The 15,795-nt window shown below is 65.5% G+C and carries 10 protein-coding genes and 1 pseudogene; 5 read left to right on the top strand and 6 right to left on the bottom strand.

Annotation, left to right across the window (positions count from 1 at the left end):
• Positions 1–181: 181 nt before the first annotated feature.
• On the top strand, positions 182–1,360 hold the full coding sequence (locus ACN2C8_RS04080; RefSeq protein ID WP_419262224.1) for an acetyl-CoA hydrolase/transferase family protein: 1,179 nt from the start codon (positions 182–184) through the stop codon (positions 1,358–1,360).
• On the opposite strand, the gene ACN2C8_RS04075 is transcribed toward ACN2C8_RS04080, so the two are convergent.
• On the bottom strand, positions 1,361–2,605 hold the full coding sequence (locus ACN2C8_RS04075; RefSeq protein ID WP_419254555.1) for a pentapeptide repeat-containing protein: 1,245 nt from the start codon (positions 2,603–2,605) through the stop codon (positions 1,361–1,363).
• A 159-nt stretch (positions 2,606–2,764) separates the two neighbouring features.
• On the opposite strand from ACN2C8_RS04075, the gene ACN2C8_RS04070 reads away from it, so the two are divergent.
• Positions 2,765–3,367, top strand: a complete 603-nt coding sequence (locus ACN2C8_RS04070) for a helix-turn-helix domain-containing protein (RefSeq protein ID WP_419254554.1) — start codon at positions 2,765–2,767, stop codon at positions 3,365–3,367.
• On the opposite strand, the gene ACN2C8_RS04065 is transcribed toward ACN2C8_RS04070, so the two are convergent.
• The 3 genes from ACN2C8_RS04065 to ACN2C8_RS04055 all read right to left on the bottom strand — a co-directional run bounded on the left by ACN2C8_RS04065 (position 3,364) and on the right by ACN2C8_RS04055 (position 7,311).
• Positions 3,364–5,817: a zinc-dependent metalloprotease gene (locus ACN2C8_RS04065; protein WP_419254553.1), complete on the bottom strand. Its 2,454-nt coding sequence runs from the start codon at positions 5,815–5,817 to the stop codon at positions 3,364–3,366. The genes ACN2C8_RS04070 and ACN2C8_RS04065 overlap by 4 nt on opposite strands.
• A 156-nt stretch (positions 5,818–5,973) precedes the next feature.
• Entirely contained in the window at positions 5,974–6,507 is a 534-nt protein-coding gene (locus ACN2C8_RS04060) for a hypothetical protein (RefSeq protein WP_419254551.1), read from the bottom strand.
• 69 nt (positions 6,508–6,576) lie between these two features.
• On the bottom strand, positions 6,577–7,311 hold the full coding sequence (locus ACN2C8_RS04055) for a 2OG-Fe(II) oxygenase family protein (RefSeq protein ID WP_419254550.1): 735 nt from the start codon (positions 7,309–7,311) through the stop codon (positions 6,577–6,579).
• A 604-nt stretch (positions 7,312–7,915) separates the two neighbouring features.
• On the opposite strand from ACN2C8_RS04055, the gene ACN2C8_RS04050 reads away from it, so the two are divergent.
• On the top strand, positions 7,916–10,867 hold the full coding sequence (locus tag ACN2C8_RS04050) for a TonB-dependent receptor domain-containing protein (RefSeq protein WP_419254548.1): 2,952 nt from the start codon (positions 7,916–7,918) through the stop codon (positions 10,865–10,867).
• Positions 10,868–11,089: 222 nt separating this feature from the next.
• On the top strand, positions 11,090–13,846 hold the full coding sequence (locus ACN2C8_RS04045; RefSeq protein WP_419254546.1) for a M14 family metallopeptidase: 2,757 nt from the start codon (positions 11,090–11,092) through the stop codon (positions 13,844–13,846).
• 33 nt (positions 13,847–13,879) lie between these two features.
• On the opposite strand, the pseudogene ACN2C8_RS04040 reads toward ACN2C8_RS04045, so the two are convergent.
• Both ACN2C8_RS04040 and ACN2C8_RS04035 read right to left on the bottom strand, forming a co-directional pair.
• A pseudogene (locus tag ACN2C8_RS04040) lies at positions 13,880–14,047 on the bottom strand (tryptophan halogenase); the annotation flags it as partial.
• On the bottom strand, positions 13,999–14,241 hold the full coding sequence (locus ACN2C8_RS04035; RefSeq protein ID WP_419254544.1) for a hypothetical protein: 243 nt from the start codon (positions 14,239–14,241) through the stop codon (positions 13,999–14,001). The pseudogene ACN2C8_RS04040 and the gene ACN2C8_RS04035, both read right to left, overlap by 49 nt.
• A 506-nt stretch (positions 14,242–14,747) precedes the next feature.
• On the opposite strand from ACN2C8_RS04035, the gene ACN2C8_RS04030 reads away from it, so the two are divergent.
• Positions 14,748–15,791, top strand: coding sequence for a LacI family DNA-binding transcriptional regulator (locus ACN2C8_RS04030; protein WP_419254543.1), 1,044 nt, complete (start codon positions 14,748–14,750; stop codon positions 15,789–15,791).
• Positions 15,792–15,795: the final 4 nt, after the last annotated feature.

Genomic DNA, 15,795 nt, shown 5'->3' with positions numbered 1-15,795 from the left:
CCTACCCTACGCGTGGGATTTTCAGGCTCAACGGAGTTTTTCTCCCACGCCTGTCAGAGGCCCCGAACCAACCCGTCGATGAGGTCTGGGCTGGATCGCGTTGCAGTCTCTATGGTTGGGCCGCTAAGCTGGGCTATATCGGCACCGCTCGCGACCCGTCAGCGGCCGGCGGAACCCAAGCATGACCCGCGTCTTTGTCAGCGCCTCGGCCGCCGAGCCCTTCGCCGCCGCGCCGCTGTCGCGACGGCTGGAGCCGCTGCTTTCGGCGACCTTCGAGGGCGGCTTCATCCCGGGCGTCAACAGGTTCGACTGGAGCACACTGGGGCCAGACGCCCGAATGGCCGGCCCCTTCATGTCGCCAGCCTGGCGATCCAGCGCAGCGGCGGGAAGGTTCGAGCGTCTGCCGACGACCTATCATGGCTTCGCCCGGCGGGTGGCGGCGGCGCGCTATGCGGCGGGGCTGTTCATGGTTACGCCGCCCGACGCCGATGGCGTCTGCTCGTTCGGCCCGACCATCGATTTTCCCCCGACGGCGCTGGAGCGCTGCGCGATCAGGATCGGCGTCATCAACCCGTCCCTGCCCCGGCTTCCAGGATCACCAACCGCCCCCGTCGGCGTCTTCGACGAACTCATCGAACTCGACACCCCGCTGGTGGAATATGCCGTCCGAGCACCGGGGACCGTCGAGACGCTGATCATTGAACATGTCGTCGCGCTGATCCCCAACGGCGCGACCCTGCAAGCCGGCATCGGCCGACTGGGCGACGCCCTCTGGGCGGGGCTTGCCGGCAAGGAGGGCCTGTCACTGCAGAGCGGCATGATCTGCGATCCGGTCGCCGCGCTGATCCGCCAGGGCGTCTTCGCACAGGTGACCACGGGCAGCCTGCTGGGATCGCGCGCCTTCTACGCCGAGGCCGCTGATCTCCCGGGCGTCGTCCTGGCCCCCGCGCTGGAGACCCATGACGTCGCCCGCCTGGCCATGATCCCGACCTTCGTCGCCGTCAATTCAGCCATCGAGGTCGATCTGCTGGGCCAGGTGAACGCCGAATGGGTGGATGGCGAAGCGATCTCGGGTCCAGGCGGCCTGCCCGACTTCATCGGCGGCGCGCGTCGATCGCCCGGCGGACTGCCGATCATCGCTTTGGGCTCCACGGCGAAAGGCGGCGCGATCAGCCGGATCATTCCACGCCTGGATGTGCCGCCGACCCTGCCCGCCGCCGAGGTCGGGATCGTGGTGACCGAACATGGCGCGGTCGATCTGCGAGCGCTGCAGGGCGAGGCGCGCGCCATGGCCTTGATCGAGATCGCTGCGCCCGACCATCGGGCTGCCTTGCGTCAGGCGTGGCGACGCGGCGTCTGACTACATGTCGAGCATGAAGGCGCCGTCGTCGTCCGCATGGTCTGCCGCAACCTGGGCCGCCGAACGCCTGGCGCCATGCAGGTCTGTGTCGGACAGATCCGTGTCGCCCAGATCGGCCTCACGAAGATCGGCATAGCGCAAACTGGCCTTGGCCAGTTGGGTAGGCTTTTCGCGATCGACCTTGAAGGGTAGCGCGCTCAGCAGCGCCCCGCGCAGATTGGCCTGTTTGAGGTTCGCGCCCGGTAGACTGGCGCCGCGTAGGTCGGCTTCGCGCAGGATGGCGCCGCGCAGGTCGGCGCCGTCCAGCAGCGCCCCCTGCAGCGAAATCCGGCGCAAATCCATTCCGGCCAAACACGCATTCCTGGCGCTGACCGCCGTCAGGAAGGCGCCCGCCATGTCGGCTATGGGTCGCAGGTCCTCGCCGTCCAGCACGGCGGGTTCGCCCGACTTGCCGCCGCTGGTCACCCACTCGCGGTGCGCCGCCAGCTTGACGAAGATAAGGGCCGCGCGTGCGGCGGCCTCCGCGCCCGGATCACACAGGCAGCGGTCCATGACCGCGCCCATTGTCCGGGCCTGGGCCAAATCCACGCGCGTCAGGACCGCATCGCTGAAGTCGGCGCTCTCCAGATTGGCGCCGCGCACGTCAACATCATCGATCACCGCCCCGCGCAGGCTGGCGTTCTTGAGATTGGCGCCGACCAGCTTGGCGCCTCGCATCGAGCATTCCGAAAAATCCGCCGCCGCTGCGGATACGTCGTCCAGGCGAGACCTGTCGAGCACAGCGCCAGAGACATTGGCCCCGTCCAGCTGACCGGCCGAGACCTTGTGGCGAATGAGGGCGAACTTGGTGTCCTCGTCGGAGATGGCGATCCGGCCCGCCCGCAGGTCGGCCTGGGTCATGTTGGCGTGCGAGAGATTGGCGCCCTTCAGGCGTGCCCCTCGCATGTCGGCCTGTACCAGCGAAGCGCCCACGAAGCTGCTGCCCTGCAGATCCGCGCCGAACAGACAGGCTCGGGCCAGCCGCGCCCGATCAAACTTGCAGCGAACCAGGATGCTGCCCGTCAGATCGGCGTCGGCCAGATCGCGCCCCGAGAGATCGACGTCCTCCATGATGGCGAAGCGTAGCACCAGTCGCCGACCGCCCGGCTTTCGCGCGACGAACCACTCATGCGCGGCGGCCATCAGATGGGCCTCGCGCTGGTTGACGCGAATGCGCTCGGGATTTTTTGCGGGCTTCAGGGCCACAGGTCCGGAATCTCCCGAGCGGCAAAGGCCGATCTCGTCTGACCCTCACGGTTAAGCTCAAACCGTTTATTTTCAGTCGACTACCCGACATACTCGGCCGGCTGAAAGTTGCGCGAAATCAACTGGTGCTACGGCTGTTTGAACTGGAAACATGGCGACATGATTCTCGAAAAGAAAAACGAACCCCAGAAGAAGCGCCGTCAGCTCATCGGGGCGCGCATCAAGTCGCGTCGCAAGGCTCTGGGCTTGACCCTGCAGGAACTGGCCGATCGATCGGGCCTGTCCAAGCCCTTCCTGTCACAGGCCGAGCGCGACCTGACCACGCCGTCGCTGATGTCGATGCTCGGCTTGGCCAAGGGGCTCCAGGTCGAGGTCTCCTATTTCATGGAAATCCCGCAAGCCCAGGACATGGTGCGCCGCGCCGACGAGCCGGCAGAGATCGCCGTGGACTCGCCGGTAGCCTATTTCGACCTCTCCTCAGCCCTGCCCGATCGCAAGCTGGACGCGGTTCTGATGCGCATTCCACCCGGTCACTGCTTTCCGGTCGACACCCGCAATGGCGAGCACTTCCGTTATGTGCTGGAGGGCGAACTCTATGCCCGGGCGGGCGACATCCACACCGTGCTCAGGGCGGGCGACAGCATGCACTTCGACGCCCGCGCCCCCCACACGGTGGAGAACCGCACCGACCGCGAGGCAGTGCTGCTCTATGTCGGCACACCCAGCGTTTTGCAGCGGGGCGCGCCGGCAGAGCCCGCCTAGTCGATCCCCAGGTCAATATCCCCAATGGGCATGCCGGGCGGGGTTTCGGGCTTCAGCTTGGTTTCGCCCAGCACCCGTGTCAGTTCGTCGTCGTCCTTCAGCAGGGCCACCAGACGCAGGTTCAGGGCGCGGTCGGAGGCGTCGCTACCTGGCGCGGCCTTGAGGCGCGCGGCCAGATCCGAGAGTTTCAGATCGATCTCGGCTGCGGCCTGGGGCGAGCGTTTCACGTCGTGCGCGGCGGCGGCCAGGTTCAGCACCGTGCGCCACCGTACCCGCCGGGCGACCTCGGCCTGACGCCCCGAGGCCGGCGCAAAGACCGTCGTCAACAGCGTATCGACCACCTCGCCAACACCGGGCTGGGCGGGATCGCGGCGATGCTGGTCAATCAGGCGCGCCAGGCGGTCGGGCGCGAGCAGCGGATCCAGCGTCACGCCCGCCGCCACATCAGCGGCCACCAGCGGATCGAACACCGGGCCGCCCATACCGGCGAACACCTCGATGACATGCTGGCGATCGGTCTCGCCCGACTGCCCGCCCGACAGCAGCGGGAGCAGCTTTTCGGGCGTGTCCAGCTCGGCCGGCACCAGGGTCGCCATCAGGGCGGCCAGGGCCGCGCGCTGCGTCTCGGGCGCCACCAGCGGCGCGATCTGGCCCGCGTCGCCCTTGACGGCATAGCTATATTCGACCCCTGCCACCTGCTTGACCGTGGCCTCGACCTGGTAGCGATGCAGCAGATAGATCGGCACGTACTTGCGCTTGAGGGTCTCGACCGTTTCGCCGGTCTTCAGAGCGCCCAGACCGAATTGATCGATCGCCACGCGCCGCACGGCAATCATCCGCCAAAGCTCGGCGACCGAGTCCGCGCCATCATCCCACAGCGCGCCCCAGGGCTGGCCGGAATTGGGGCCGCGCGCGTCGGTGTCGGTGATGTAGCGAAGCTTTGTGGCCGCTGCCTTGGCCGTCAGAGCCGGCTTCGGCGCCTCGCCATACAGCCAGTCGACCGTGAACATGTCCCACGCGCCGACGCCAACGCCATAGGCGTCGGACAGGTCGATTTTGCCGTCCGTGACCTTCACGCGCGGCGCGGGATAATCCATTACCGAGGCCCGATCCTGGGTCGAGGCGGCGAAATTGTGTGCGAACCCGATCGAGTGGCCGACCTCGTGGGCCGACAACTGCCGCAGCCGGGCCAGCGAGACCTGGATGGGGTCATTGGCTCCCCCCTTGCCGTTCTGGTCAGCGCCGACCAGGCCTTCGAAGATCAGCATATCCTGGCGCACCCGCAGCGCGCCCAGGATCACCGAGCCCTTGAGGATCTCCCCGGTGCGCGGATCGGAAACCGACTGGCCCATCGACCAGCCCCGGGTGGCGCGGTCGACCCAGTTGATGACGCTGTAGCGCACGTCCAGCGGATCGACGCCCTCGGGCAGGACCTCGACGCGATAGGCGTCCTTGAAGCCCGCCGCCTCGAACGCCTTGGCCCACCAGGCCGCGCCCTCAACCAGGGCGGTTCGGATCGGCTCGGGCGCGGCGCGGTCGACATAGAAAATGATCGGCTTCTTGACGGTCGAGACCGCCGCCGTTGGGTCGGTCTTTTCCAGACGGAACCGGCGCGCCCAGCGGCCGACGATATCGTCGCCCAGCGGCACGGCATAGTCTAGGCCGACAACGCCCCAGGTGCCCGTGCGCGGATCAAAGGCGCGCGGCACGAAGCCCGGCGCGGGCAGCTTCACCAGCGAGTGGCGGACGATCAGGGTGATCTGCTTGGCGTCGGGCGCGATGTTGCGCGTTTCGGGACCCGGCGTGTCGGAAGCAAAGGTCTGGCGAGCCTCGAACTCGATGTTCTCGGGGAACACCTTCACGGCCGAAGGGTCGGCGATCGACAGGTCGGAGACCAGCTTGAAGCCGTTCTCCCCGGCCTGCTTCAGGGCGTCGGCGGCGCCGATCACGTCGCGGGTCAGGAAGCTGGAGATATCCACCAGGATCCGGCCGTCCGGCGTCTCGCTGACCACGTCTCCAGCCCAGACCGTCGAGACGGCGAAGGACTCGCGGGCCGCGATCTGTTCGGCGGCGGGTGCGCCGGCGGCGGTAAACTTGGGGTTCTCGTACTCGGCGATGACCTTCTTGCCGATGCGACGGAAGACCAGGACCTGGGTGTCCCCCAGAGCGGCGCGGTCCAGGCCCACCGGGGCCGAGCCAAGGCCGGTCTTCAGCGCCGCCACATAGAGGAACCGACCGCTGACGCCATCGGCGTCGGCCTTGGGCAGGGACAACAGGATGCGGCCCTTGGCCTTGTCGATGTGAACCGGCAGCAGGCCGTCCTGACGCGTGGTTCCCGCCAGGGCGGCGTCGGAAGCGGGCGGCTTGTCCTTTGGCGCGGCCAGGACCGGCGTCGCCGCGGACAGAAGCAAGGCCGCCGCGAGCGCGGCGCGGCTGACGGATCCGAACATGTAAGACGACCCCAAATGAACTGACCGGTCGCGCGAGCGAGTCTCGCGTCGTCTCCCGGCGGGGGCGACCCTCTCATCGGCCTTGGTCAAACGCCAGTGGGTCCGTCGATTTTAGACACTCGCCGCGCGCGCTCGCCCTGGATAGAGGCGCGGCGCCTATTGGGTGTCGGCCCGACGCGCCCGCATCGCGCGCTGACCATCGACATTCATGAAATAGCTGCCGACCGACGCCTTGCGGATCTCGACCTTGGAGCCCTTCTTCGGATCCTTGGTCAAGGACTGGTCGTCGACCTGCTTCCACACAGCGCCGTCGGCCAGCACGACCGTCCAGCGGCCGTCACCGCCCCGGCGCGCACTGGCTACTTCGCCGATCACCCGGTCGACCTCGGTCTTTTCTTCGCTTCGATCGAGGATGGCCAGGGCCGACAGATCCAGGCCAAAGGCCTGACGGCGCGCGGCGCGGGCCTCCTGACGATCGACGATGATCACCTCGCCGGTCTTCTCGGCCTTGTTCACCTGACCGACGGCAGCGTCGTAGCAGGCCAGCCGCTCGACGTCGGTGGTGATGGCGCGGCAGTCAAAGAGGGCCTTGAGCACCGCAGGGGTGGCCGATTTGGGCGCGTCGGCGGCGGTCGCGACGAGCGGAACGGCCAGGGCCGCGACAGCGACAAGCTTGATCCAGAGTTTCATGCGATCCCACGATTTGAACTACGGCATTGAAAGGGTCGATAGAACGCCCGGCGAAAGGGCGCTGGCGTTTCAGGTCGTCTTCGTCGGCTCCCGCACCAACCAGCCGGTCAGGGACAGACGCTTGGCGGCGGCGTAGGACGCCACCGGCGCCACCGAATGGACGCGGGGCACACGAAACAGAGTGAGGACGTTGAAGCCCGGTGTGAAGCCCCGCTCGATCTGACCGTCAGCGTCGTGGAACAGCAACTGCCCGCCCCAGTCCGGTCTCCAGTCACGCGTGAATCCCAGGGTAAAGGCGGCCAGGCGATCGTCGCGCTGATGGCTGTCGTCATGCAGGGTGAGGAAATCACCCGGCCGATAGTTGGAGGCCTGGGCGCGGACGCCCCCAACCGCGTCGCCGCCGATCACGGCTTGGCCGAAGTCCAGAAAGGCCCGGCTCTGCAGGAACTCGGTGGCCCGGTGAATGGGCGCCGTCGGGTCGCGGGCGTACTCGTCCTGCAAGGCATAGGACAGGTGAATGAAGGAGAACCCCCTGGAGGCGCGCTTCAGAGCGCCTTGCAGGAACTGTCGGACCTGAGCCTCGCCGAACTTCTGGATGACCTGAGGACTAATCACCAGGGTTTCGGACGTCTCGTCAGGCGCCACCACATTCCAGGTCAGACCGGCCATGATCCCGGCGGTGGCTTCTGCGTCGGCAGGATCCAGAAAGACCGGGATCTGGACGACTCCATCCCGTTGATAGACAGCGGCGAACGGCGCGGGATCGAGCGCCGGATTAATCCGGATCACAGAAGGATTCGTCATGGAACGCAGCGGCGCAAAGCGGATCTCCAGCGCCGGAATGGGCCGTCGGGGCCATTTGGTAACAGATCGTCGTTCGGCGGTTCAACCCGCGACAGTCCGGCAGGATGATCAAAAAGTTTGATCGAACAGTCGCAGCAATCGATAGAACTGCCCCACCCCACGCGCTCGAGCGAGCCCTGACTCAAAGTTGGCCGAGTTTCTCCATCAGCAAACTTTGCCAAACCTGTACGCAAAAATCGTGAGTTCTCTAGAACCACCCACGCCGTGGATCGAAAAAGGCCTGTCAAACCGCGGCGAATGTGTCGGAATATTGACACTTTTTCAGCATTTCCAACTCGCAATATTGTGAATAGCTACAAGTATACTATTCCGCATTTCACCATGGTTTGGGCAGAAATTCGGGCAGGACGCCCAATAGCAGCAATCGCATGCGTCACTTTTGCTACACAGCCGACTAATTGTTGCCGCGCCATATCGTGAAAGATTGACCGAAGTTCGCCAACCGTCACTCTCCTGACTTAACTCGCGCCGGCAGCGGTGCGGTTGGGGGCGTCATGACTTGGATCAAACCGAGACGGCGCAATTAAAAATATGTGGAGGTTTGATGTTTAACGCTTTGTCCACCCGGAAACGCCTGCTGGCGACCACCGTGCTGTGCGGCGCGATTGCGCCCATGGCCATCGCCATGCCCGCTTTTGCCCAGACCGCACCCGCCGCCGCGGAAGCCGTGCAGGTCGAAGAAATCGTCGTCACCGGTTCGCGCATCGCGCGTCCTGACCTGGTTTCGTCCAGCCCCGTCGCCACGGTCGGCGAGAAGGAGCTGGAGCAATCGGGCGTCGTCAACACCGAGAACCTGCTCAACACCCTGCCGCAAGCCGTCCCCGGCATCACCTCGACGGTGAACAACGGCAGCAACGGCACGGCCACGGTCAACCTGCGCGGCCTCGGCACGACCCGCACCTTGGTGCTGGTCGACGGCAAGCGTCAGACGCCAACGACCTCGACCGGTGGGGTCGATATCAACCTGATCCCGCCGGCGCTGATCAAGCGTATCGAAGTCGTGTCGGGCGGCGGCGCGGCCGTTTACGGCTCGGACGCCGTCGCCGGCGTCGTCAACTTCATCCTGAAGACCGACTTCGAAGGCATGGAAGTTTCGGCCGGCTATCAGGCCACCGATGACGGCGAAGCGCCGATCTATTCGGGCGACGTGACCTTCGGCGCCAACTTTGCCGACCGCAAGGGCAATGTCGTCCTGAGCCTGGGCTATAACAAGCGCGAAGCCCTGACCCAGGGCGAGCGCGGCGGCATGCTCGGCCGCGCCTGGGGCGACAACACCGCCCGCACCGGCCTGGTGCCGTCGGGTTCGGGCTCCATCGAGCCGGGCCGCGTCGACCCGTTCGTGAGCGCCAAGTTCGCGACCCTGCCGGGCGTCGCCAACAGCGCTTCCAACTCTGCCTTCTTCCTGCCCGACGGGAACGTTCGTCTCTACAACGCCACGAACGACACCTACAACTTCGCGCCGGTCAACTATCTCCAGACCCCGCAAGAGCGTTTCTCGGTCACGTCGCTGGCCAGCTATGAAATCAAGCCAGGCCTGACCGCCTACGCCAAAGGCAACTTCGTCAGCTCGAAGGTTGTCACCCAGTTGGCCCCGACTCCGGTCGGCAGCCGGACGTTCCGCTTCACGCTGGACAACAATCCCTTCCTCACGGCCGCCGCAAAGACTGCGCTGAACAGCTTTGGCTCCAGCACGGCCTACACCATCCCGACCAGCAGCCCCTGGACCGCAGGCACCTACACCGACGTGGATACCGACGGCGACGGCCTGTTCGACACGGTCACCGGTTCGTTCAACAAGCGCCTCAGCGACGTTGGCCCGCGCGTCTCCGCCTTCAACTTCAGCAGCTTCCAGGTCCAGCTTGGCCTGAAGGGCGACATCGAAGCCATCAACGGTGGCTTTGACAGCTACTTCCAGTATGGCAACACCAGCGGCAGCAACTCGCTGCTGGGCGACACCAGCCTGGTCCGCATCCAGCAGGGCCTGCTGCTGAATGCCGCCGGCACCGGCTGCGCCGATCCGTCGGGCGGCTGCGTTCCGGTCAACATCTTCGGCCTGGGCAACATGTCGGCGGCTGCGGCCAACTTCATCAAGACCCGCATCAACTCGTCGCAGGACTACGAGCAGCTGTTCGCCGGCTTCACCTTCAACGGTGATACGGAAAACATGTTCTCGCTGCCGGCCGGTCCGATCGGCTTCGCCGTGGGCGGTGAATATCGCGCTGAAGATTTCGCCTTCAACCCCAGCCAGGATCTGGCCGTCGGCAACCTGACCGGCTTCAACGCCAGCCCGCCGGTCGCCGGTCGCTTCGACGTCTATGAACTCTACGGCGAAGTGGCGGTGCCGCTGCTGAAGGACCTGCCGTTCGTCAAGTCGCTGGACCTGGAACTGGCCGGCCGCGTGTCGGACTACACCAGCCAATCTGAACCGGTCGAGACCTACAAGATCGCCGGCATCTGGAAGCCCTTCGACGACCTTTTGGTTCGCGCCTCGTACAACAAGGCGATCCGCGCACCTTCGGTCGGCGAACTCTATGCGCCGCAAAGCAACGGTTTCCCGACCTCGACTGATCCGTGCTCGGCTCGTGCGAACCCGTCGGCCGCCGTGCGTCAAGCCTGTATCAACTCGGGCCTCGCAGCTTCCCTGGTCGGTACGGTCAACGCCAACCAGCAGACCCAGACCCTGTCGGGCGGCAACCCCAATCTACGTCCCGAAGAAGCGGAGACCGTCACTGTCGGCTTCGCCTATACGCCCTCGTGGCTGTCGAACGTCTCGGTTACCTTCGATTACTTCAACATCAAGGTGACCGACGCGATTGACACCTTCGGCGGCGGTACGGCCAACCTGATGGCGGTCTGCTACGGCCCGATCGTCAACGGCAACCCGAACTCCCCCTATTGCCAAGCCATCACCCGCCTGGCCAACGGCTCGATCGACTACGTGTCGTCCGTGAACCAAAACGTCGCGGCGCGTGAAACCGAAGGTTTCGATATCGGCGTGACCTACCGCACGACGCTTGAAGATATTGGTCTGCCCGATTGGGGTTCGCTGGCGGTCCGCTCGCTCTATACGAATACTTGGCTTTACACGATCACGCCGGACGACGTGTCGGTTCCGATCAAGTGCGCCGACAAGTTCGGCTCCCGTTGCTTCGGCAACGGGGTCAATCCGCTGCCGCGCCACAAGCTGCTGACCTCGGCGAACTGGAAGATGAACCAGTTTGGTCTGAATCTGGTCTGGAGCCACTTGGATGACGTGATCGATGATGCGCCGCTGACCCGCTACACGGTCGAGCGCATCGGTGCGAAGAACTACTGGGACCTGTCGGCTGACTGGGAAGTCAACGACAACGTGGCCTTCACCGGCGGCGTCAAGAACCTGACCCAGGAAGCCTATCCGATCCTGGGTAGCAACGCCTCGCCGTCGAACAGTGGCTATCCGGCCGCCTACAACGTGCTGGGCCGCGTGTTCTTCCTGAACGCGCGTCTGCGCTACTAAGACCTGACCCGGCCGGGCGTTTCGGCACCCGGCCAGGAAAGCGCTGGAGAAGCAAGATCAGGCCCGTTCCGGTTCGTCCGGGGCGGGCTTTTTCTTGCCTGGAATTCGGGAGGTGAAAAATCGTCCTCCATCGATTGCGCGGACGGCGGAATTCCGGTCTGGCTTCGTCAGACATCATGAGCCGGCGCGGATCGGCCACTGTTCTGGACGGGAAGCCCTTCGATGACTCGACACAAAGTGATGGCTAGCGCGGCCCTGGCGCTGGTGATGGCTGTCAGCGGCGCAAACTTCGCCTTCGCCGAGATCACGCCGCCGGAAAAGGCCTTCGCCCAGTCGGTCGGCAGTGACTACTTCCTGGCCGACTACACCGCCTATGAGGCCTATCTGAAGACCCTGGCCGGTCAGTCGGATCGCATGAAGCTGGTCGATATCGGCAAGACCGAAGAAGGCCGCACCCAGTGGATGGCGATCGTCTCGTCGCCCGCCAATCTGGCCCGGCTGGACCACTACCAGACCATCGCTCGCCGCCTGGCCAAGGCCCAGGGCGTCAATCGCGACGAGGCCGTCAAGCTGGCCGCCGAGGGCAAGGCCGTCGTCTGGATCGACGCCGGCATGCACGCCAACGAGACCGTGACCTCGCAGGGTCAGATCCAGGTCCTGCACAAGATGCTGACCCAGACCGATCCGGAGACGATGCGTCTGCTGGACGACGTCATCGTTCTATTCGCCCACGACAATCCGGACGGCATGGAGCTGATCTCCGACTGGTACATGCGCCAGGAAGACCCGAAGAAGCGCGAGTTCGGTTCGATCCCGCGCCTGTACCAGAAGTATATCGGCCACGATAACAACCGCGACAGCTTCATGGCCCAGATGGCCGAAACGACCAACGTCAACCGCCAGTTGTTTCGCGAGTGGTTCCCGCAGATCGTCTACAACCAGCACCAGACAGCGCCCAACGGCATGGTGGTGTTCGTGCCGCCGTTCCGCGACCCGGCCAACTACAATTACGACCCGCTGGTCATGACCACCCTGCAGGAGGTGGGCATGGCCATGCACAGCCGTCTGGTGGCAGAGGACAAGCCCGGCTCCAGCGCCCGCAGCGCCGCCCCCTACTCCACCTGGCACAACGGGATGGAGCGCTCGATCGCCTATTTCCACAATTCGGTGGGCCTGCTGACCGAGATCACCGGCGGGCCCACGCCCATGCCGCTGAACCTGGTGCCCGACGCCCAGCTGCCCAGCAATGATCGGCCCATGCCCGCCCCGCCGCAGATGTGGCATCTGCAGCAGACCCTGGACTACCAGTGGAGCCTGAACCGCGCGGTGCTGGACTATGCTTCGCGCAACCGCGAAAGGCTGCTGTTCAACATCTGGAAGATGGGCGCCAACGGCATCGCCAAGGGTAGCCAGGACAGCTGGACGCTCAGCCCCAGCAAGATTGACGCCCTGAAAGACGCGGCCAAGGACAAGCCGTTCGAGGGGCGCGGCGGGTCGGTGGATCCGACACTCTACAAGACCGTACTGCAGGCCCCGGAAAAGCGCGATCCGCGCGGCTATATCCTGCCCGCCGACCAGGCCGACCTGCCCACCGTGGTGGCTTTCCTGAACGCCCTCATCAAGGCCGGCGTCGATGTCGACCATGCCGACAAGGCCTTCACCGTGGCGGACAAGACCTATCCGGCCGGCTCCTATGTGGTGAAGACCGCCCAGGCCTATCGCCCGCATGTGATGGACATGTTCGAACCGCAGGATCACCCGCACGACACCGAATATCCCGGCGGCCCACCCAAGGCCCCCTACGATGTCACGGGCTACACCCTGGCCTATCAGATGGGCGTCAGGTTCGACCGCATCCTCGACGGCTTCGATGGCCCGTTCCAGCGCGTGCCCGACCTGATCACCGTCAAGCCTGGCGCGATCCGGGGCTCGGGCAAGGCAGGCTGGCTGATCAGCCATGAGACCAACAACAGCTTCACCCTGACCAACCGCCTGCTGAAGGCCGGGGCCAGCGTCCAGTGGTTGAAGGATGGCGGCAAGGCCGGCAAGACCAGCTTTGGCCCCGGCGCCATCTGGGTGCCCGCCTCGCCCGCCGCTCAAGCCGTGCTGACCTCCAGCGTCAAGGACCTGGGGATCGACGCTTGGGCGGTCGGCGCCAAGCCCGCCAGCGCCGCCTTGCCCCTCAAGCCTGTGCGGATCGGTCTGGTCGACGTCTATGGCGGCTCGATGCCGTCAGGCTGGAACCGCTGGATGTTCGAGAAGTTCGAGGCGCCCTTCCAGGTCGTCTATCCCCAGCGCCTGGACGCCGGCGACCTGAACAAGGACTTCGATGTCCTGGTCTTCGCCGACGGCGTATTCCCGGCGCCTGCTGGGGGGCCATTCCGCGCTGGTCGCGGCGGTCCTCAGCCCAGGGCCGAGGACATCCCCGAAGAGTACCGCGCCTGGCTGGGCCAGGTGACCGACGCCAAGACCTTGCCGCAGGTCGAGGCCTTCGCCAGGGCCGGCGGCACGGTCGTGGCCATCGGCGCCTCGACGCGCCTGGCCACGGCCCTGGGCGCGCCTGTCGATGTGGCCAGCGCTCGACGAGAGAACGGCGAGCTCAAGGCCCTGCCCAACAAGGACCTCTATGTCCCCGGTTCGGTGCTGCGCGCCCGGGTCGATAATCGCCAGCCCCTGGCCTATGGCCTGCCCGATCAGGTCGACCTGTTCTTCGATCGCAGCCCGACCTTCACCCTGAAGTCGGACGCGACGGGCGTGTCGAGGGTCTCATGGTTCGACAGCGATACGCCGCTACGCAGCGGCTGGGCCGTGGGTCAGGAGAAGCTGAAGGGCTCGACCGCGATCCTTGATGTCGATTTGGGCCGAGGCAAGCTGTTCGCCATGGGGCCCGAGATCACCCAGCGCGCCCAGTCCTACGGGACCTTCAAGTTCCTGTTCAACGGCCTGCTCTATGGCCCGGCGATCGCCGCCACGCGCTGACCACGGCGCGTGACGGACGTCTTGGTCCGTTCGTCACGCGCCGCGTTTGAACGGCGCCGCCGGGCAATGCTGGGCCAGGAACTCGCCGTGGCTGGGCAGGGCGGCGACCAGCGCCTTCAGGATCGGCGCCGACTGGTCCAGAGTCTGCTGGATCACCAAATAGGGCGCGGCGTCCACCATTTGCTGATAGCGATGTCTTCGGCAGAGATGGCGTCGACGAACGAAGCTTGCGAGCGCTTGACGTCCACCGACTTGATCTGAGACCCGCGAACCCCAGTGAAGACCACTTCTTCAACTGTGTTGTCGACCACGGCGGTCTGGGCGGTTGCGCCGGTGGTCAGAGCCACCTGCGAGGCGCCGGCCAGCAAGGCCACCGCCAGGCCGCGCGCAAGCACGGCTTTCCTATGTTGAGTAGTCGAGTTCCTCGCTCCCCAACTAAACGTCTTTTGTGATCGTTCGCTCCGTTCCTGGGCGCGCCGCCTACGCGACGCACTCCAGAACCGATTGAGCGCCTTAAGGCCCGGTGAACCGCTTGTCCGCGATATCCGTTCTTGACGGCGACCCCCAGCGCCCGGGCTGTCGATTCCGGCCCAACGCCGTTATCGGTTAAGCCCAACGCCCCCAAAATGTCCCGCCCAAGTCAACAAAAACGCCAAGGTTGTCATTCCCGGCGGACAAGGCCTTTGACCGCCCCGGGACCACGCTCGCCGGCTCGGAAGTGTCGGGAATTCATGTCCCGGCAATGTCCCTCTAAATGACCGCGTTTGGCCTGAATTTGTCCCGACGCATGACAAGTCGGACACCGTCAGCTATGGCTTGCATGACGCGTCGCCTTGCCCTCGCCACCTTCACCGTGGTGGAGTCCGGTCAGTAAAAACGCGCAACCGGGTGTAGAAACGCAATGGCGACGATCCACGATGTGGCCGAACGGGCGGATGTCTCGCCCAAGACGGTCTCTCGCGTGCTTAACGATCATGAGAGCGTCAGCGCAAAGACGCGCGACCGCGTTCGCGCAGCCATGCAGGACCTCGGCTACCAGCCCAGCGCGGTCGCGCGCAGCCTGCGCTCGCAGACCTCATCTTCGGTGGGGGTGCTGATGGGCGATCCCAGCGGCGGCTACCACACCAAGATGCACCATGCCCTGCTGCTGGCCTGCGTCGAAACCGGACGCCACCTGACGGTCGACCTGTTCGACGGCCCAGTCGCCGGCTGGCAGGACCGTATTCGCGCCTTTGTCGCCGACGGCGGCGTGCGCGAGATGATCCTGCTGCCGCCCGAATGCGATTTTGGTCCGCTGAAGGAGCTGATGCGCGAACTTGAGGTCCGCTGCGTGCTGATCTCGCCGACCAGCCCCGACCCCTTCTTTCCCGCCATCGCGATGGACGACCGCGCTGCAGCCCGCGAGGTGGTCGAGCACCTGTTCAGCCAGGGCCACACCCGGATCGGCCACATCTCGGGCCATCCCGACCACGCCGCCAGCACCCATCGCCGCAACGGCTTCTTCGAGGCGTATGCCGCCCGAGGCCTGCCGCGTCCCGTCCCGGAACTGATCGCCGACGGCGAGTTCACCTTCAAGACCGGCGCGGAGGCGGCCAGGGTGCTGCTGGACATCGATGAGCCGCCGACCGCGATCTTCGCCGCCAATGACGACATGGCCGCCGCCACCTGCATGGAAGCCCAGCGTCGCGGGCTGCGCATTCCGGACGATCTCTCGGTGGTCGGCTTCGACGATGCGCCGATCGCCGCCGTGATCTGGCCGACCCTGACCACCATTCGCCAGCCCTTCGAACAGATGGCGCTGCGAGCCCTGCAGACCTTCCGCGCATGGAACGCCAACGAGGTCGCCGGCAAGGCCGCCGCGCCGTTCCTGGCCCAGCACAGCCTGATCTTGCGCGAATCGACAGGCCCCGCCCGCAGCGGCGGGCCGCCGAAGCGAAAGACCTGACCCC

It is taken from the genome of Caulobacter sp. ErkDOM-C, from assembly GCF_048541825.1.
Taxonomy (GTDB): domain Bacteria; phylum Pseudomonadota; class Alphaproteobacteria; order Caulobacterales; family Caulobacteraceae; genus Caulobacter.
This window is presented reverse-complemented; position numbering and strand designations above follow the sequence as displayed.

Coding starts and splice junctions, on each gene's coding strand:
- ACN2C8_RS04080 (WP_419262224.1), top strand. CDS start 182: ATGACCCGCGTCTTTGTCAGCGCCTCGGCCGCCGAGCCCTTCGCCGCC.
- ACN2C8_RS04070 (WP_419254554.1), top strand. CDS start 2,765: ATGATTCTCGAAAAGAAAAACGAACCCCAGAAGAAGCGCCGTCAGCTC.
- ACN2C8_RS04065 (WP_419254553.1), bottom strand. CDS start 5,817: ATGTTCGGATCCGTCAGCCGCGCCGCGCTCGCGGCGGCCTTGCTTCTG.
- ACN2C8_RS04060 (WP_419254551.1), bottom strand. CDS start 6,507: ATGAAACTCTGGATCAAGCTTGTCGCTGTCGCGGCCCTGGCCGTTCCG.
- ACN2C8_RS04055 (WP_419254550.1), bottom strand. CDS start 7,311: ATGACGAATCCTTCTGTGATCCGGATTAATCCGGCGCTCGATCCCGCG.
- ACN2C8_RS04050 (WP_419254548.1), top strand. CDS start 7,916: ATGTTTAACGCTTTGTCCACCCGGAAACGCCTGCTGGCGACCACCGTG.
- ACN2C8_RS04045 (WP_419254546.1), top strand. CDS start 11,090: ATGACTCGACACAAAGTGATGGCTAGCGCGGCCCTGGCGCTGGTGATG.
- ACN2C8_RS04030 (WP_419254543.1), top strand. CDS start 14,748: ATGGCGACGATCCACGATGTGGCCGAACGGGCGGATGTCTCGCCCAAG.